Raw genomic sequence first — 20,101 nt, 5'->3', positions numbered from 1 at the left:
GCGCCTCGATCACTACCATTACATTATTTTTCATTACTGATTGCAGCGATTCTAGTATAATGCGGCCGAGCCTATTCTATAAAACACAGGGCAACTTAGTGTTGCATCAAACTACACCTCAAACAAACTACTCAGCCCGATCGTTCGTATCGGTGGCAACACTTATAATTATGCTCCAGTGTAAAGAATGAGCTAAACCGTCGTAAGCCTTGAACTATTGGCAGAATACACACCGATCACTGACTGATTTACGTTAAACCCAAAGGCCACGCCCTTGGTAAACAGAGGTACTTATGGCTAGCAACATTAAAATTTTAGTACATAGCAAAGATGACGTGCTCAAAGAAATTATTTTAGAAGGTGGCCAACCCACCATTCTGCGAGCACAACAAGGTGTTACCTACGAGGTAAAAGAACTCACCACAGGCACCGCCCCTAAAACTGTGCTACTAAAGCGTAAAGGCGATAATTTAGAGCTTTACATAAATGATGACTCTACAACGCCACTAGCTGTTATTGAAGATTACTACCTCCTTCCCAAACCATCCCCTTTAGTGGGCTTGGCTGAAAATGGGATGTTTTACCCATATGTGCCTCAAAGTGGTAATGCGACACAACTACCTTGGCAATTAAAAGAAGGTGATAGCAGCAAACAGATCCTTGGCTACAGCACTCAAGGCTCTGTAATACCTTGGTGGCCCATTATTATAGCTGGTGTGCTAATTGGTGGAGGCATTGCAGCTGCCTCAAGCTCTAGCTCCAGTGTTAGCTCGGGCCCAATTGATACCGAAGCACCTAAAGTGCCAGTGACTGAAAATATCACTAACAATTTTGATGAAAACGGCAACCTCACCGACACCACCATCCGTGGTGAGGCCGAACCAGGCAGTACCGTTGATATCACCGACCCAGTTACAGGCGATGTGGTGGGCACTGGCACCGCTGACGCAGATGGCCACTTTGAAATTGTCGTGGAAGGCGGTTTAAAAGACGGCCAAGACTACGATGTCACCGCCAAAGATCCCTCAGGCAATGCATCTGATAAAGAAACCATTACGGGTGATGCCAAACCGCCTGAAGCACCAACTGTATCTATTGGTAATGGTGATGAGTTTATTACCGAAGATGAAATTGATGGCGACGGCAATGTTGATGTCACTGTTGGCCTGCCCAGTGATGCCAAACCGGGCGATACCGTTGTGGTTAATGGTAAAGAGACTGAATTAACGGAAGAAGACATCAACAAAGGTGAAGTCACCGTTAAAGTGCCAGCGCCAGAAGAAGGTAAGACGCTTGAAGTTGAAGCGACAATCAAAGACCAAGCAGGCAACGAAAGTGATCCTACAACCGGTTCAACGACTGTAGATACCACAGCGCCTGAAGCACCGACTCTAGAGCTTGCCGAAGATACAGGGAGTGATGCTACTGACAGTATTGCTAGCAAAGGCACCGTAAATGTGAGTGGTCTTGAAGCTGATGCAACGTGGGAATACTCCACTGACGGTGGTGACACGTGGACCGATGGCATAGGTACCAACTTTGAATTAGAAGAAGGCGAGTACGCCGCTGGTGATGTGGTGGTACGTCAAACCGACGCTGCGGGCAACACCAGTAACAACGGTGAGTTAGGTACAGTCACCATTGATACCACCGCACCAGATGCGCCGACTCTTGAGTTGACCGAAGTCACCGGTAGCGATGATAGTGACGGCATTACCAGCAAAGGCACCGTAAATGTGAGTGGTCTTGAAGCTGATGCAACGTGGGAATACTCCACTGACGGTGGTGACACGTGGACCGATGGCATAGGTACCAACTTTGAATTAGAAGAAGGCGAGTACGCCGATGGTCAGGTGCTGGTACGTCAAACCGACGCTGCGGGCAACACCAGTAACAACGGTGAGTTAGGTACAGTCACCATTGATACCACCGCACCAGATGCGCCGACTCTTGAGTTGACCGAAGTCACCGGTAGCGATGATAGTGACGGTATTACCAGCAATAACACCGTAAACGTAGACGGTCTTGAAGCTGACGCAACCTGGGAATACTCCACCGACGGTGGCACCACGTGGACCGAGGGTTCAGGTACCAGCTTTGAATTATCCGAAGGTGAATACGCCGCTGGTGATGTGGTGGTACGTCAAACGGATGCCGCGGGTAATACCAGTGATAACGGTGAATTAGGTTGCAGTGACTATTGATACCACCAGCCCTGGTGGTGATGACGGTGCGCCGTTCTTAGCCATTGCTGAGGCGGACGATAACTACATCAGTGCCGATGAAATGGAAGACGGTATTCAAGCGGTTGTCACTCTGACTGACGGAACGCAGGCTGGTGATACTGTCACCGTGACGCTGACCGACAGTGCTGGTGATACGCATGAGTTCACGCACATCGTCACCAGTGCGGAAGTCAGCGCTGGTCAGGTTGAAATGACACTGGATGCAGCTTTTGCTGAAGGTGCAGCAAGCACCGTTGCCGTGATCACCGATGATGCCGGCAACAGTTCGGAGGAATCCAATGAAGTCACGTTTACCATTGACACCCTAGCCCCAGATGCGCCGACTCTTGCGTTGGCTGAAGACACCGGCGATGTGGATGGCATCACCAGCAATGGCACCGTTAATGTCGGTAACCTTGAAGATGACGCAACCTGGGAATACTCCACCGACGGCGGCACCACGTGGACCGAAGGCACAGGTACTAGCTTCAAGTTACCTGAAGGCCAGTACGCTGATGGTGATGTGGTGGTACGTCAAACGGATGCTGCGGGCAACACCAGTGATAAGGGTGCGTTGGGTGCAGTAACAGTTGATACTACAGCGCCTAGCCAACCGACAGATGTAGTTGTAGGTAATGGCGATGAATTTATTACCGAAGATGAAATTGATGGCGACGGCAATGTTGATGTAACGGTTGGCCTGCCCAGTGATGCTAAACCGAGCGATACCGTTGTGGTTAATGGTAAAGAGACTGAATTAACGGAAGAAGACATCAACAAAGGTGAAGTCACCGTAAAAGTGCCAGCGCTAGAAGAAGGTAAGACGCTTGAAGTTGAAGCGACAATCAAAGACCAAGCAGGCAACGAAAGTGATCCTACAACTGGTTCAGCGACTGTAGATACTACAGCGCCAGATGCTCCGACTATCAAGACCCAGACAGATGGTGCGGTAACGGTAACGCCGGCTAATGATGACACCACAGAAGTGTCTGTCACTTACACCGATGAAGACGGTGATGACCAGACCATCACAGCCACCAAAGATCCAGATACTGGTGAGTGGGGAAGTGATGACTTACCAGCAGGCGGCAGCATTGATCCATCAACGGGTGCGATTACTATTCCAGCCGATCAAGTTGATACCAGCAAAGATGTGACTGCAACAGCTAAAGATGAGGCAGGTAACACAGCGGATGCCACTCAAGCGGGTGACACCACAGCGCCAGGTGAAGAAGACACCAATGGTGATGGTGTGATTGATCCTGTCAAACCGTCTATTGAGATTGAAGAAGCGGCTGATGGCGTGAATGCTGAAGAGATTGCTGATGGCATTCAAACGGTTGTGACCTTACCTGAAGGCAGTATTGCTGGTGACACAGTGACCTTAACTATCACCGATGACCAAGGCGTTAAGACAACGGTTGAACATACTGTGACGGCTGAGGAAGCGGCTGCAGGCAGCTCAAAAGTGACCATACCAAACGATGCCACTGGTGTTACTCAAGATGGCGATTACAGCATTGTTGCCACAGTGACTGATGTATCAGGCAACACATCAGCGCCGAGTGACACTACTAATATTACTGTAGATACGACTGCTCCAGATGCTCCGACTATCAAGACACAGACAGATGGTGCGTTAACGGTAACGCCGGCTGCGGATGACACCACAGAAGTGTCTGTCACTTACACCGATGAAGACGGTAATGAGCAGACCATCACAGCCACCAAAGATCCAGCTACTGGTGATTGGAGCAGTGCTGACTTACCATCAGGCGGCAGCATTGATCCATCAACGGGTGCGATCACTATTCCAGCCGATCAAGTTGATACCAGCGAAGATGTAACCGCAACAGCCAAAGATGATGCGGGTAACATAGCGGATGCCACTCAAGCGGGTGACACTACAGCGCCTGGTCAAGGTGAGGGTGCGACTCAGGTTCAGCCAGTGGTTAGCATTGTTGAAGCAGAAGATGGCTTTATTAATGATGATGAGCTTAATTCGGACACAGCGCCGCAAGCTGCTGGTATTCAAACGGTCATCACTTTACCGTCAGGCACGGTTGAGGGTGATACGTTAACCCTAACCATCACCGATGGTGACGGTAATGAGACAATTATTGAGCATACTGTGACGGCTGAGGAAGCGGCTGCAGGCAGCTCAAATGTGACCATTCCAAACGATGCCACTGGTATTACTCAAGATAGCGACTACAGCATTGTTGCCACAGTAACAGATACTGCGGGTAATACCTCTGAGCAAAGCGCTGCGGTTGAGTTTACTGTAGATACGGTTGCACCTACTACGCCGACTCTAGAACTTGCCGAAGATACAGGAAGTGATGCTACTGACGGTATTACTAGCAATAACACCGTAAACGTAGACGGTCTTGAAGCTGATGCAACGTGGGAATACTCCACCGACGGTGGCACCACGTGGACCGAAGGCACAGGTACTAGCTTCAAGTTACCTGAAGGCCGGTACGCTGATGGTGATGTGTTGGTACGTCAAACGGATGCCGCGGGCAACACCAGTGATAACGGTAAATTAGGTGCAGTAACGGTTGATACCACAGCGCCTGTGGTTACGTTAGATGACTTGCTGACCAATGATGAAACGCCTGAGTTGAAGGGTACGGTCAACGATAAAGATGCAACCATTGTAATAACAGTGGGCGGCGTGGATTATCCAGCAACTAACAACGGTGACGGCACTTGGACACTAGCTGACGATACCTTGCCAACGCTGAATGAGGGTGAGCACACCATTACTGTCACTGCCACTGACCCAGCGGGTAACACGGATACAGATACTGCGACGGTAACAGTTGATACCACTGCCCCTGACGCCCCAACCATTGAAACGAATATTGATGGTGATGTGGTTGTGACCCCTGCTGATGACGACACCACTGAAGTAACTGTTGTGTACACGGATGAAAACGGTGATTCACAGACGGTTGTTGTGAGTAAAGATCCTGCGACAGATGAGTGGAGTTCAAACAATTCAGCTGTGACGGTTGACCCAACCACCGGCGCGACCACGATTCCTGCAGACAAGGTTGACACCAGTGAGGATGTGACGGCGACCGCCAAAGACCCAGCGGGTAACACGGCAGACGCAACACAAACAGGTGACACCGAGGCACCCGGTCAGCCAACCGTTGTGATCGGTAACGGTGATGCATACATCACTGCTAATGAGATTGAGGGTGGCAAAGTAACAGTCACCGTAGCACTGCCAGCGGATGCCGTTGCGGGTGATACGGTTAAGGGTCTGGACGAAGAGATCGTTCTGACCGAAGCGGACATCGCGGCCGGCACCGTTGTCGGAACGGTTGTTGCGCCAGAGCATGGTGCAGACCTGGATGTATCAGTGACCATCACTGATGCGGCAGGTAATGAAAGTGAGCCGGGTACCGCAAGTGCCACGGTTGATACTGAAGCACCAAATAACAGCACCACTCAGATCGTTATTAACGACATCACTGATGACAACACCATCAATAAGGCAGAGTCTGACGAACAAGTTGCGATCACCGGTACGGTGGCAGGCGAGTTCACCGAAGGTGATGCGATCACCGTGACGGTTAACGAGATAGACTACGCTGGAGCTGTAAATGCAGACGGTACATTCAGCGTGATGGTTGACGGTTCTGACCTGGTTGCTGATGCGGATCAGACCGTTGACGTGACAGTAGCGGCAACAGACACAGCCGGTAATGTGGGCGAAGCGACAGCAAGCAAAGATTACCTTGTTGATACCACCGCACCGAGCGCACCGACGGTTGAGCTGGGTGATGGTGATGCATACATCAATGCTGATGAGATTGTTGATGGCAAAGTAACGGTCACCGTAACACTGCCAGCGGATGCCGTAGCGGGTGATACCGTTAATGGTCTAGATGATCCGATCGTTCTGACCCAAGATGACATTGATGCCAAGCAGATTACTGCTCAAGTTCAAGCACCTGCTGAGGGTGATCCCCTTGATCTCTCAGTAACTATTACGGATGTTGCAGGTAATGAAAGTGAGCCAGGTACAGCAAGTGCCACGGTTGATACCACCAGCCCTGGTGGTGATGACGGTAGCGATGCACCAGTCTTAGCCATTGCTGAGGCAGACGATAACTACATCAGTGCCGATGAAATCAGTGATGGCATTCAAGCGGTTGTCACTCTGACTGCTGGTACAGAAGAAGGTGACACGGTCACCGTGACCCTGACCGACAGTGCTGGTGATACGCATGAGTTCACGCACACTGTCACCGGTGCCGAAACGACTGGCGGTCAGGTTGAAATGACTCTAACTGGTTCCTTCGCTGAAGGTGCAGCAAGCACCGTTGCCGTGATCACCGACGAGGCGGGCAACAGCTCGGCGAACTCCAATGAAGTCACGTTTACCATTGATACCCTAGCGCCAGATGCGCCGACTCTTGAGTTGGCTGAAGACACCGGTAGCGATGCTAGTGACGGTATTACCAGCAATGGCACCGTTAACGTGGGCGGTCTTGAAGCTGATGCAACCTGGGAATACTCCACCGACGGTGGCCAAAACTGGACCGAAGGCACAGGTACCAGCTTTGAATTGCCAGAAGGCGAGTACGCCGCTGGTGATGTGCTGGCACGTCAAACCGACGCTGCGGGTAACACCAGTAATAACGGTGAATTAGGTGCAGTGACTATTGATACCACCGCACCAGACGCGCCAACCCTAGAGTTGGCCGAAGACACTGGTAGCGATGCTAGTGACGGTATTACCAGTAATGGCACCGTTAACGTGGGCGGTCTTGAAGCTGATGCAACCTGGGAATACTCCACCGACGGTGGCCAAAACTGGACCGAAGGCACAGGTACCAGCTTTGAATTGCCAGAAGGCGAGTACGCCGCTGGTGATGTGCTGGCACGTCAAACCGACGCTGCGGGCAACACCAGTGATAACGGTGCGTTGGATGGAGTGACCGTTGATACCACCAGTCCGGGTGGTGATGACGGTAACGATGAACCGGTCTTAGCCATTGCTGAGGCGGACGATAACTACATCAATGCCGATGAAATCAGTGATGGAATCCAAGCGGTTGTCACTCTGACTGCTGGTACAGAAGAAGGTGATACTGTCACCGTGACCTTGACCGACAGTGAAGGCACAGCACATACATTCGAACACATCGTCACCGGTGCTGAAGTCAGCGCTGGTCAGGTTGAAATGACACTGGATGCAGCTTTTGCTGAAGGTGCAGCAATCACCGTTGCCGTGATCACCGATGAGGCGGGCAACAGCTCGGCGAATTCCAATGAAGTCACGTTTACCATTGACACCCTAGCGCCAGATGCACCGACTCTTGAGTTGGCCGAAGACACCGGTAGCGATGCTACTGACGGTATTACCAGTAATGGCACCGTTAACGTGGGCGGTCTTGAAGCTGATGCAACCTGGGAATACTCCACCGACGGTGGCCAAAACTGGACCGAAGGCACAGGTACCAGCTTTGAATTGCCAGAAGGCGAGTACGCCGCTGGTGATGTGGTGGTACGTCAAACCGACGCTGCGGGTAACACCAGTGGTAACGGTGAATTGGGTGCAGTGACTATTGATACCACCGCACCAGACGCGCCGACTCTTGAGTTAGATGAAGACACCGGTAGCGATGCTACTGACGGTATTACCAGTAATGGCACCGTTAACGTGGGCGGTCTTGAAACTGATGTAACCTGGGAATACTCCACCGATGGCGGCCAAAATTGGACCACCGGCACAGGTACCCGCTTTGAGTTACCAGAAGGCGAATATGCTGATGGTGACGTGCGGGTTCGTCAGACAAGTGAAGCTGGAATAACTAGTGGTAATGGCAGTTTAGGAGTGGTGGAAGTAGATATCACCCCACCAGCGCCACTGACGCTAGAATTAGCCGACGACACCTGTATTCCAGGTGACGGCATTACCAAAGATGGCACAGTTAATGTAAGCGGCCTTGAAGAAGGTGCTACATGGCAGTACTCCACCGACGGTGGCACCACGTGGAACGAAGGTACAGGTACCAGCTTTGAATTAGAAGAAGGCGAGTACGCCGATGGTGAGGTGCTGGCGCGTCAAACCGACGTTGCCGGCAACACTAGTGGTGACGGCATCTTAAATGGTTGGGTGAGTGTGGTTGATGAGACCCTTGCCGCAGCAAACAACTCTGTTGATTTAGTACTAGATGTTGAGCCAACTAAGACAGAAAACCCTAAACCCAGTGATCTGGACAAAACCGGCTTTACTGTAGTGAGCGCTGGGTTAGGTCCTGTTTTAGGAGCAGGTGTTCTTAATGAGCTCCAGGGTAAAGCTGTACAACTGGAAGTGGGCAAGGATGAGGTTCGTGACATTACTGTCTACGGCCAATCCGGTGGTATACAACTTGGTGGCACCATGGATCTATACCTCTACAAGCTGAATGAATCTACCAATGAATGGGAACAACACACAGTTAAGGAAAACTGGGTTGTTGCAGCGCTTCTTGGCGGTATGTCTAAAGAGACTGACTTCAGCTTAGGTGAGGGGCAGTGGATGTTTGTTATGGCAGGTGGTTATGGCGTCCAAGCAGTTACAGGCTTTAGTTTAAAGTTTACTAAAGATATTATCTCAGATTACGCTGATGCAGAATCTGTCAATGGTACTACCACAGGAAATGTCTTAACTGATAATGATCCGCAGTTTGGTTATGATGAGTTACCGGAAGGCACTACAGTAACCTCCATTAATGGGATTGCCATATCTAGTAATGCTAAAACAGTTATTACAGGTGAACACGGCAAATTAATAATTGAAGCCAATGGTGATTATACGTATGAGGTTAATGAAGATTTCCATGGCCCTTACGGTAGTGAAGATGTCTTTTCTTACGAGGTAACTTCGCCAGCCGGAAATACTGCTTCTGCAGATCTAACTATTAAGCTGAACATTACCCCTGATGATCAGCAGTTACAGTTGGATTCAACTGTCGTAGTTGATATTGAGCCGACTGTCACTTTAGATACAGATGAATCTGAGATTGAGAATGCAGGAGCCTTTGGAGTCTTAGACTTAGGTTTGCTAGGACCTGTATTGAGTGCAGACTTAATTGGTGCAGAAGGCACCATGAACTTCACCGTAGATGAAGGACAGGTAAGGAAACTGAGCTTCCAAGGTGAGGGAGGAAGCCTTTTAAGTTTGGCAACCTCATTTGATTTAGTAATTTTCAAATTGAATGAGCAAACTGGCCAGTTAGAAGAAGTGCACAAAGAGGTAAAATGGTTCGAGATACCTTTGGATATACTTGGGATTGGTGGTGCCGTAATGCCAAAGGGTGAAGCAACCCTAGAGTTCACCATTGGAACTTACGTTGCAATGCTTCAGGGAAAAAGTGCAGCAGGACTTGTTGGAGGCAGCACTCTTTCTGTGACGCACGATACAATCTACGATTACAACATCCCTTCCAAGTTTTTGGGTGAGGTCACTGGTGATGCAACAGAAGAAGCAGATGTTGTATTACTGAAAGTGAATGACGAGCCTATAGAGGCAGGCACAGCTACTACTGTTCAAGGGGAATACGGTGTTTTAACTATCCATAGCGATGGTACTTACACCTACAGTGTTACTAAACCTAATGATATGACTGGCTGGGAGCCACCTTATGGCAAGGTCGACTCCTTCCGGTTAGTAACCGAAGATGCTAACTGCAACACCACTATTGAAACGCTAAACATCAAAATTGGCACTCATACTGCCATTGATGATTTCAATGATGTGAGCGTTGCAATGAAAAACCTAGAAACCACTGAAAAGGTTATTGATGGTGTACCGGGAGCAACGACAGAGATTTCTAAAGTATTCACAGTTGATGAGAATACATTGACATCAGCAATCTTAAAAGCGGATAAAACAACTATCGGTACGCAGCTGGCTTATACCATTACGAATAATGAAACAGGTCAGGTTGTTGCTTCAGGTCAAGCTGTCAACAATGGTGATTTAGTTGCTAACTATGGTGCATTGGATGTCGCTATTCCAAGCTTAGCCCCAGGTGAGTACACAGTCACAATCGAACGAGTCAAGGGAGGTGGTCACATGCTAACCAATAGTGTGTTGTTCGAGACTCAGTCATTCCATTTTGACGAGTACACCCCAACGGCAATTAACCCTGTCATGGGCGTATTGTTAGAAAATGATGCTGGTAGTCATAATGTTGCTGAACTGAAAATCGGTAATAAAACAGTCTTTGTCAGTGCCCCAAACAAGGGCGCTGACAGCATAGAGGTTGAAGGGCTCTACGGAACTTTGACTGTTCAGAAAAATGGCACCTATAGCTATACACCGAGCGGTGAAGCCTACGGGATAGAGATCTTTGCCTATGAGACCACCTCGGTAACAGGTATTAAAGAAACGGCCACGTTAGAAATTAACGTGGCCGTGGACATCACTGCCTCCAAGTATGACGATGTCATCACGAGCACGGCGGGCAATGACACCTTTAAGGGTGGTTTAGGCTCAGACACCTTAAACTTCGACTTGCTCGATGAGGATGACGCCACCGGAGGCAACGGTGTTGATACTTGGACCGACTTTCATTTTGGTACGGGCGACAATGCTGATGTGATCGATATTTCTGACCTACTACTGAAGGGTTCGGAAGAGATTGATCTGAATGAGTTCTTGAAGTTGGAGCATAATGTAGAAGAGGAAACACTCACACTAAGTATTGACCGCGACGGTGCAGCCGATGGATTCGGCTTTGAAGAACTGCTGGTATTAACAGAACAGGCGGAGTCGAAAACTTTGGATGATTTGTTGAATAACGAGCAAATTATATATTAATCACATTGCTTCTTTAGTGTAAATCAACCCTTTGCAGAGTAATCTGCAAAGGGTTTTTTATTTTTTAACAATTACCTAGCAGAATCCCCCCACCTCTTAAGTGTTTGTATGAGAAAACAAAGCTCAGTCTAAAGAGGTCTGAAAATAAATACTTTTAGATACAAATGTGCATTTAGTCTTTTTGCTCAATTATCACTTGATACTTGTCAGCAAGTACCGCAGAAAGGTATTTGATGCTGCTGTATCGAGCAGGGCAAAAGAGATTTTTGATCGCATTGCGCTTCACTATAAAGTGGTGGTTAGTTCATGAAGCGTTGAGCCGTATCTTTATTGCACTTAAGCATAGATATAAAACAAATATTCTTGTCCATTTTTTACTGGTTCTTGAGCGAAGGTGTAACCGTGAGCTTTAGCTTCTTCGGGTACGTTACGGAAGGAACCAGGGCAGTCGGTGATCACTTGTAAGAGCTCGCCTTTGTTCATGCTCTCTAGAGCTTCTAAGGTGTAAATGACAGGGTAGGGGCAGGACTCGCCACGAAGATCTAGAGTGAAGTCTGCTTCTTTTTTCTTTTCCATATTATTTCGCTGCTCGTTTTAATAGGATGTGTCGATGGTAATTTTTTTCACGATATAGCGTTAAGCCATAGAGCACAGCCAACATTGTTAAAGTGCTAATGATTGCACCAACGGGGCCGATGCTATTGATCAAGTTGATTTTTTTCCCGCTAGCGACCAATACATTGTAGATGCCCAGGTGGTCCCAAGCATAAGCTAAGAAGGTTGCACCAATTACATTACCAGCAAATACAGGTAAAAATAGCACCTGGCCTTCCATTAGACGATACATCATTCCTGTTTCACAACCTGAGGCCAGTACAATGCCAAAGCCGAATAATACCCCTCCAACCAAAGTGCTCAAGGCTGCCACTTGGGTGATTGGTGTCAGGTCATACAGGGTGATCATGGCTAAGGTTAAGATCGAGCTGGCCGCCATGCCAAGAATAATAGCTTTACTCATTAAGCTGCGACCTACTAAGAATAAATCACGGAAAGCAGCGGTAAAGCAGATTTGTCCGCGTTCAATTAAAATACCGAAACACAGGCCAAACAGGGCACCTAAGCCCAGCAAACTTTTACCAGTAGTAAAGAAATATAGCAGTAAGCTGGCATAGGTTAGAGCCAATGCCACCCCGAGGTAGGGTTGAATTACTCGATTGTTAATTTTGGATGGTTTTACAGTACCGCGGGTTAAGGTTGGGCGGCCTTTCCACCAGCGTGTTTGACTCAGTTTCGCGCCAAAATAGGTGCCAATACCTGTGGCAATAATAAAAATCCATGAGTGAAAGGAAAACTGTGGTACACCGGTAAAGAAGGCTGCTAGGTTGCAGCCTAAGGCTAGGCGCGCACCAAAACCGGCAACAATGCCACCGAAAAAACCTTGTAGATAGCGGCGCTTTTGTTGGGGTAAGCGGATTTTAAAGCTATTACTGAGCAACACCATCAGTAGTGCACCGGTAAACATACCCCACACAATCCAACCATCGGCACGAGTTAAGGTGTCACCATCAAGTTTAACCATTTGGTAGTATTGCCAACCGGATACATCCACACCAAACAACTCGAGAATCTCACCGCCTAAGCGCGTAAACTCACCGGTTACTGCCCAAACGGTCGAAGTGAGGCCAAAATATCCCGCACTGAGTATACCGGCAAGGATAAGTACGAGGTAGGGATTCCAATGGCGTTGAAACATACTAGTGGTGGTCACTGGGTTCATCTGTAATCTCTTGGTTGTGGGAGTGGATAGAGTACGACTTGGGCTTGTTGTATCAAAATGCCGCTCATTGCCACAGTCGTTTGTAGCAAGCGTTACTGTGCTTGGTGATTGTAGGGGTGTACATGAGTGTTATTTTAACGTGTTCAGCGTTTAGCTTCAGGAGAAAAGTTCGCTTTATAAGTTCGGTGGGTTGTCTTTATGTAAATCAGGTGCGGTAGGGTGTTGTACTGTGTCTGTTGGTTTGATTTGACCGTACGCATAATGAAGACTGCAATTTTAAGTAGGATTTTAATCTGTGTAGTCGTAACCCTGTAGTTGAGTGCCCTTAATATGCTGAGTGGTGTTTAAATATTGCAATGAGCGCACTGAAGAAGTCTTATTTTTAGGAGTTTGTATGACGCAACCAGCAGCAAAGCACCGAAACACCTTTGATCCAAGCAGTGATCCAGTGCGTTGGAAGGTTTTGGCTGTCTTGTTGATGGCGATTTTTATGTCTCTGATGAGTGTCAGTGTGGTTAATGTGGCCTTGGCTTCAATTCAAGACGCTTTGGACGCAACTCGCTCTGATATTCAGTGGGTGTTATCGGGCTATGCACTGACCTTTGGTGTGGTATTGGTTAGTGCAGGGCGTGCAGGGGATTTAATGGGGCGTGGGGGGATTTTTATCCTTGGGGTTGTGATCTTTACTATGGCATCAGTTGCTGCTGGTTTAGCGCCAGATGCTCAATGGCTCAATGGTGCGCGCTTTGTCCAAGGTGTAGGTTCTGGATTTATGAACCCACAAGCAGTGGGGATGATCCAGAATTATTTCAGCGGCCCAGAGCGAGGGCGGGCTTTTGGTTTTTTTGGTACCACCGTAGGCGTATCAGTGGCTATCGGTCCTGTCATAGGTGGTTTGCTGATTCAGTTGGGTGGGTTAGAGATAGGTTGGCGTTTGACCTTTTTGATTAATGTGCCTGTAGGGGTGTTAACAATTGTGCTCGCCTTGTTGTGGTTTCCTCGTCCATTAATACATAAACCTAAGGCTAAAGAAGATCAAGGTTTAAACTCATTAGATCCGGTTGGTGCTGTGCTACTCGGGTTGGCAGTCTTAGCGGTGCTTTATCCTTTTGTTGAAACACATCCTTCGGCGTGGATGTGGCTATTGCTTCCTGCGGGTTTGCTTTTGTTTTATCTATGGGCACGCTGGGAACGTTGGTATACCGGACGAGGCTATAGTCCGATGGTGGATTTAAAGATTTTTTCCACAGCCAGTTACCGTAACGGCAGCATTTTAATGCTGTTGTATTTTTTAGGAATGACCAGTGTTTGGGTTTTGATTCCTTTATATGTGCAGTTGGGGTTAGGTTTTTCAGCTTTTGAGGCGGGCATGGTTGGTATTCCTTCAGCTTTGCTATCAGCTTATTCGGCAAACTGGGCTGGAAAAAGGGTTAATTACTATGGCCGTAAAGTGGTGATTGGAGGGTTAGCATTGGCTATTTTTGGGGTGCTGGCCACAGTTGCAGTGGTGTTGCTAAATGAATATATGGGCTTAAATATTTGGTGGTTGTTGTTCTCTTTAGCCTTCTTTGGTCTTGGCCAGGGTGCTGTAATCAGTCCAAATCAAACATTAACCCTTGCAGAGGTGCCTTTGGCTTATGCTGGTAGTTCAGGGGCTATTGTGCAAACGGGTCAACGTATTGGTACTTCGGTGGGGATTGCTGTGATTACCGCGCTAGTATTTACAGTGCTGCCTTATACATCTTGGCCCATTGCAGTGAGTGTGGGATTGCTCACGGTCTCTTTAGTTGTTTTATTTGCCTTAGTTGTTGCTTGTATAGACTTGCGTGATCGCAAAAGCCGAAGCAGTGACGTTGGCATACCGTGACATACTCAACTGTAATACGTTGCTCTGTTTGACTATGCAGCCCTTAGGCCTTACCTGCACCATTGGTATATTTCTGAACAGTATAGGCAGACAACTTGATAGGCAGACAACTTGAGTAATTTTCTGCTTACTAATCTCTAGCGCATCATATTCAAGATCATACGGAAGCCTGTAGACGCTTTTGTAGAAAAGCGAGAGCGGAACTTTAAGGGCGTTTAAGGTCGGTTTGAGGCTGACGTTGAGAGAGGGAGTTGTTAGCCAATAGAGAAGTGAGCCAGTTATTTTAGATGAGTGCGTTGCAAAAAGAGAAATTTTAGGTTGCGACAGACCTTGATGTCTGTCATCTTGCCATTGTTTTAAAAGTCGTTGCCATGAGTTAGTACAAGGACAGTCAGTATGAGCAATTTATGAAAAATGCAATTCGTTTTATACCTTTAGCCCAGTTTTTTTTCGCTTTATTGCTTGCTGTTTTCGGGGCGCAGAGTATGGCGCAGAATCAAGTTGGCCCAGCTTTGCAAGGCAGTCTTGGTTTTTGGTATGCGGCGAACCCACCATTGATTGAACTTTCTCAGTTTGATGTTTTAGTTGTGGAGCCTGCGCATTTTGATGCTGAAGCGCGTGGTGTTTTACAGCAACAAAATACTCAGTTATTTGCTTATTTATCCATTGGTGAATTTGATGGAGACAAGCAGCACTTGGCTCGTGCTGGGTTAGCGGACAGTACTAGCGGTACAGTGAATCATGCATGGAGTAGCCATGTGATGAATTTAGCTGATCCGAACTGGCATCGCTATATATTGGCGCGAGCACAGGCTTTACAAGAGCAAGGCTATCAAGGTTTATTTTTAGACACTTTAGATAGCTTTCAGTTATTACCACAAGCACAGCAACAGCAGCAACGCAGTGGCTTAATTGAGTTATTGAGCCGCTTGCAAAAAGACCTTCCAGGTTTTCAGTTGATCTTTAATCGCGGCTTTGAAGTGCTACATGAGTTGCCACATAAGCCAGCAGCGGTCGCGGTTGAATCGATCTATGCCGGCTGGAGTCCCAGTAATGGTCAGTATGTTGCTGTGAGTGACAATGACCGAGCTTGGTTAAAACAGCAGCTTGATCCTATTCGCGCAGCAGGTATTGCGCTGATTGCTATTGAGTATTTACCCTATTCTCGTCGTGTCGAAGCTCGTGAACTGGTGAAAAAACTGCAAGTTGAAGGTTTTATTCCTTATGTAGGTACACCGCATTTAGATTCTATTGGCTTGAGTACTATTGAAGTGCAGCCGCGTCGCTTAGCTGTTATTTACGATAAGCGTGATGGTGATTTGACGGTTAATAGTGGGCATGTCTATTTAGGCGGTTTATTGGAGTATTTTGGTTATCGAGTCGATTACTTTAGTGTCGATCAGCCTTTGCCAGTGCAGAATATGCCGGAGTTGTATGCGGGTATTGTGAGCTGGATTAAAAGCGGTCCACCGGTGAATAGCGGGCCTTTTTATAATTGGTTGCAAGGGCGCCTTGAGGAAAATATCCCTATAGTTTTTTTTGGTGGCATGCCCATTGAAAATGCAGCTTTATTACAACGCTTAGGCTTACGTAAGCGCTCAGGGGATGTCAGCAAGAAGCTCGGAGTTGATCAATACTCTAAACAGTTGTTAGGGCATTTTGAGGCGCCATTGCGGGTGCGTACACGTGGTTTACAACCATTGTTGAGTACCAATGACGAAAACCAGGTTGTGTTACAGCTCTCTGATCCACTAGGACGTACTTATCATCCAGTATTGCTAGCACCTTGGGGTGGATACGCTTTAGATCCTTATGTGCTAGAAAAAGGTTTGGATCAAAGTCGTTGGATTATAGATCCTTTTACTTTTTTACAGAAAACTTTGCGCTTGCCAGCTATGCCGCGAGTGGACAGTACCACGGAAAACGGGCGTCGGATTGCTACAGTGCATATTGATGGAGATGGGTTTCCATCAAAGGCAGAAATCCCAGACACGCCATATTCTGGTGAGGTGGTTTTAGCAGCATTTTTAAAAAAGTATCCATTTTTAACCTCTGTTTCCATGATTGAAGGAGAGGTGGGACCAAAAGGAAAGTATCCAGAGTTGTCATCGGTTTTAGAACCCATTGCACGCAAAATTTTTGCTTTAGATACAGTAGAGGTTGCGAGTCATAGTTTCAGTCATCCATTCTTTTGGCGTCCAGAGCTTGCAGAGCAGAAAGAGGACTTTGATCCAGAGTATGGCTACATGATGGAGATCCCAGGTTATGACACTGTGGATTATGAACGCGAAGTGTTGGGTTCCATTGACTATATTAATCAACGTTTAACGACAACAGATAAACCCGTTAAGGTATTCTTTTGGACCGGTGATGCTTTGCCATCAGCAGAAACCTTAAAGCTGACTTACGATAAAGGGGTGCTGAATATCAATGGAGCGGTGACAGCAGTCAAACCCTCTAACCCTTCGGTGACGGGGATTAATCCGCTGCTGCGGCCGACGGCCGGTGGCCTGCAATATTATGCGCCTATCATTAATGAAAACGTTTATACCAACCTATGGCACGGTCCATTTTATGGTTTCCGTGATTTGCTTTATACCTACGATTTTACTGATAAACCGCGCCGTTTAAGAGGCTTTAATCTGTATTACCACTTTTATGCGGGTACCAAACAAGCTTCGATTAAAACCATGCACAATATTTACCAATACATGCAGAATGCTGAGCCTCTATCGCTATGGATTACTCAATATATTCAACGTGTTAAGGGCATGTATAACAGCAGCTTAGCTCAGCGTTTAGATGGCGGTTGGCAGATTAAAGGCTTAGAACAGTTGCGTACGGTACGGATTGATCCGCAAATGGGGTGGCCAAACTTACTTAAATCGCAAGGTGTTGCCGGTGTACGTGATTTAGAGCAGGGACGTTACATCACTTTAAGTGATGCGCAGGCGGTCCTCTATTTGCAACCGCAGCGTGATACTGCCCCAAGCCTTGAGCAGGCTAATATTCCTCTCACGTCTTGGCATTATGTTAATGGGAAGCAGCTTAAGTTATCTTTCTCTGGCGAATTCCCCTTGAGCTTTAGTGTGCGCTATCAAGGACGTTGTTCTGTGCAATTTAAGGGGAAAAATTATCACGCAGAAAGACAGCTGGATTTACATCAGTTCTCTATACCTCATAAACGGGTGAGTGATGCAAAACTTATCTGTGAATAAACCCCGTAACAAGTATCGTTTAATTGCTCCCAGTGCTGTGATTGTGGCATTGGTAGCGGTGCTTGCTTTATTGTTTTTTTTGCGTAGCACTGATCGTGCTTTTGCACCGGATGCTAATAATCCCGATGAAATTTCTGCCGGTTACAGTGAATTGTTATTGCAGCAAACTCCAGGTGATGATGCGCTGCGCCTTAAGTTGATTGACCTCTATCTTGGTTTAGCTCGCTTCGCTGATGCGCAACGCCATTGGTTATTGCTGCAGCAAGTAAACTCACAAGTTAAAGCATATTATCAATTTAATATCGCAGCACAGCAGGCGCTTGGTTTGGGAGAGAGTGCGAAATATGAAGACTTACGCGAGCGTTTGCAAAGTCTTAAATACCAAGAGTTAACCGTGAATCAGCAAGAGCATTTAGCTGATTTAGCTTTGCGGTTAGATGCTGCACCGGTGGCGGCTGGTATTTATGAGTACTTGGGAAAGCACACTGAAGGTGCACAACAGGTTGAGCACTATGAGCGTGCTGCGCTGTGGTATTTTGCCGGCAATCAACACCATCAATCGGCACGCTTGCATGCCTTATTAGCCAGACAAAGCATAGGGCAGCAGCGTCTGAAGTATCAACAACAAGTGGTGGCGGACTATCTGGCAGGAGATGACCCTGCTGCTGCAGTGCACTATTTACAAGCATTACTTGATGAGAATGATCAGCAGCTTACCTTCGAGCAGCTAAGTGTAGGCGTCAATGCAGCACTTTTAGCTACAGACCTGTCAAGTGCCTTGCAGTTTAATGATCTACGACTCTTATTAGAACCAGACAATATTGATGCACATCAGGCTGAGGTGGATATGAGCTTAGCGGCTGGTGATATTCAACGAGCTTGGCAAGCACGCCACTGGTTGTTGGAGCATCAGCCCAATAATAGTGAGTTATTGTTGAAAATGGCTGAGTTAGGGGAATGGAATAATGATTTTCCGGCTGCCTTAACACTCTGGATGAGAGCGCTAGAGCTGAAATATGACCCTAAGCATTATGAGCATGCGTGGCGTATTGCATTGCAGATTTTTGATTTCGATCGTGGCTTACAGCTGTTGCATCCTATTGCGCAGGAGCGCGCACTCACTGATATTGAAATTGAAGCAGTCTTTTTTGCACATGAGTCGCGCGGTACGCCGGAGCAGGCGGAGCAATGGCTGCGCAGTTATATTGAACAATATCCGCGGCACCGTTTGGCTTGGCGTTACCTGCAACAAAATCTTGAATTTACCGAGCAATACAGTGCCGAAATTGCTTTATGGGAGCGCATGGCGCAGCACTTTACGCTGACGAGTAAAGAAATCATGCGTTGGGCTGAAGTGCACCTGTATAACTACGATGTGCCTGGAGCTTGGCGTGTTTTAAATCAGGATGCAAAAGAGTTCATGGACGATGCGTATTATTGGCGTTTAAAAGCATCTGTCGCTTGGGAGATGGAAGATGATGAGCAATTATTGTTAGCACTTGAGCACATGCGTCGCAATGATATTAAGCTGCATCGTAGTGAGCTGGATCAGTTGATCGCTTTATTAAGTGAGACTGACCCCAAGAGAGCGCTGCAGTTGGCTATGGAACGCTGGGAGGCAGAAGGAGCGTTGACAAGCCTTGTACGTGTGGTTTATCTCGCTTTAGACCTTAAAGATTGGGCAACAATACAGCGCTTGGTTGATGAAACCAAAGCGCATCCGAAACTGGCTCACAGTAAGCCTGCATTACTCGCTCGCGGCAGTTTAGCGTGGTATGAGCAAGATACTCAGTTAGCTGAATCTATTTGGTTGCAAGCTATTGCTTTATATCCCCAAGGTACAGTGTTTCGTGAACAATTGCTGTGGTGATACCTAGACACGAATCAGTTAGATCCGATTAAAAACTTACTGAGTAAATGGCATAGGTTAGCTCAGGGCGATAGCCGTTTATGGTTGCCTTTTGCTGCTTCAAACCAGTTGCTAAATCGCTCTAAAGAGGCTTTGGTTTGGTACCAACGTCATTTAGAACTGAATCCCTCGGATTGGCTCAGTCAGGCTGCTTTTGCCGATGCTTTGGAGGGGGCTCAATACTATGATGCTGCATTAAGGTTGCGTCACCGTTTACTTGAGTCACCTGTGCTCACAGCAGCCACAGAAGAAAATTATCGTACGTGGTTATA

At 47.4% G+C, this 20,101-nt stretch carries 7 protein-coding genes and 1 pseudogene; 6 read left to right on the top strand and 2 right to left on the bottom strand.

The window, feature by feature from the left end; translation table 11 throughout:
- The first annotated feature begins 293 nt into the window (after positions 1–293).
- The 3 genes from TOI97_RS11310 to TOI97_RS11300 all read left to right on the top strand — a co-directional run bounded on the left by TOI97_RS11310 (position 294) and on the right by TOI97_RS11300 (position 11,368).
- A complete protein-coding gene (locus TOI97_RS11310) occupies positions 294–2,204 on the top strand; it encodes an Ig-like domain-containing protein (RefSeq protein ID WP_321554235.1) in 1,911 nt (636 codons plus the stop codon).
- Positions 2,194–11,058 (top strand): BapA/Bap/LapF family large adhesin, encoded by an 8,865-nt coding sequence (locus tag TOI97_RS11305; RefSeq protein WP_321554234.1) that lies wholly within the window; start codon positions 2,194–2,196, stop codon positions 11,056–11,058. The genes TOI97_RS11310 and TOI97_RS11305 overlap by 11 nt, the downstream gene beginning before the upstream one ends.
- Positions 11,059–11,224: 166 nt before the next feature.
- The gene (locus TOI97_RS11300) at positions 11,225–11,368 is read left to right on the top strand and encodes a transposase (RefSeq protein WP_407651348.1); all 144 of its coding nucleotides are present in this window, start codon (positions 11,225–11,227) and stop codon (positions 11,366–11,368) included.
- A 26-nt stretch (positions 11,369–11,394) separates the two neighbouring features.
- Here TOI97_RS11300 and yedF read toward each other — a convergent pair whose 3' ends face one another.
- Together yedF and yedE are read right to left on the bottom strand one after the other, a co-directional pair.
- Positions 11,395–11,634, bottom strand: a complete 240-nt coding sequence (yedF, locus tag TOI97_RS11295; RefSeq protein ID WP_321554233.1) for a sulfurtransferase-like selenium metabolism protein YedF — start codon at positions 11,632–11,634, stop codon at positions 11,395–11,397.
- Position 11,635: 1 nt separating this feature from the next.
- Positions 11,636–12,835, bottom strand: coding sequence for a selenium metabolism membrane protein YedE/FdhT (gene yedE / locus TOI97_RS11290; protein ID WP_321554232.1), 1,200 nt, complete (start codon positions 12,833–12,835; stop codon positions 11,636–11,638).
- Positions 12,836–13,229: 394 nt separating this feature from the next.
- Between yedE and TOI97_RS11285 the strand changes: the two genes are divergently transcribed.
- From TOI97_RS11285 to TOI97_RS13415, 3 genes and pseudogenes are all read left to right on the top strand, one after another.
- Complete coding sequence (locus TOI97_RS11285; RefSeq protein WP_321554231.1) at positions 13,230–14,702, top strand: MFS transporter; 1,473 nt, start codon at positions 13,230–13,232, stop codon at positions 14,700–14,702.
- A 407-nt stretch (positions 14,703–15,109) separates the two neighbouring features.
- The gene (locus TOI97_RS11280; RefSeq protein ID WP_321554230.1) at positions 15,110–17,920 is read left to right on the top strand and encodes a bifunctional glycoside hydrolase 114/ polysaccharide deacetylase family protein; all 2,811 of its coding nucleotides are present in this window, start codon (positions 15,110–15,112) and stop codon (positions 17,918–17,920) included.
- A pseudogene (locus tag TOI97_RS13415) lies at positions 17,898–20,039 on the top strand (tetratricopeptide repeat protein); the annotation flags it as partial. The gene TOI97_RS11280 and the pseudogene TOI97_RS13415, both read left to right, overlap by 23 nt.
- Positions 20,040–20,101: the final 62 nt, after the last annotated feature.

It is taken from the genome of Denitrificimonas halotolerans (assembly GCF_034259425.1).
Lineage (GTDB): Bacteria > Pseudomonadota > Gammaproteobacteria > Pseudomonadales > Pseudomonadaceae > Denitrificimonas > Denitrificimonas halotolerans.
Note: the sequence above shows the minus strand (reverse complement) of the source record. Positions and strands in the feature narration are given on the sequence as shown.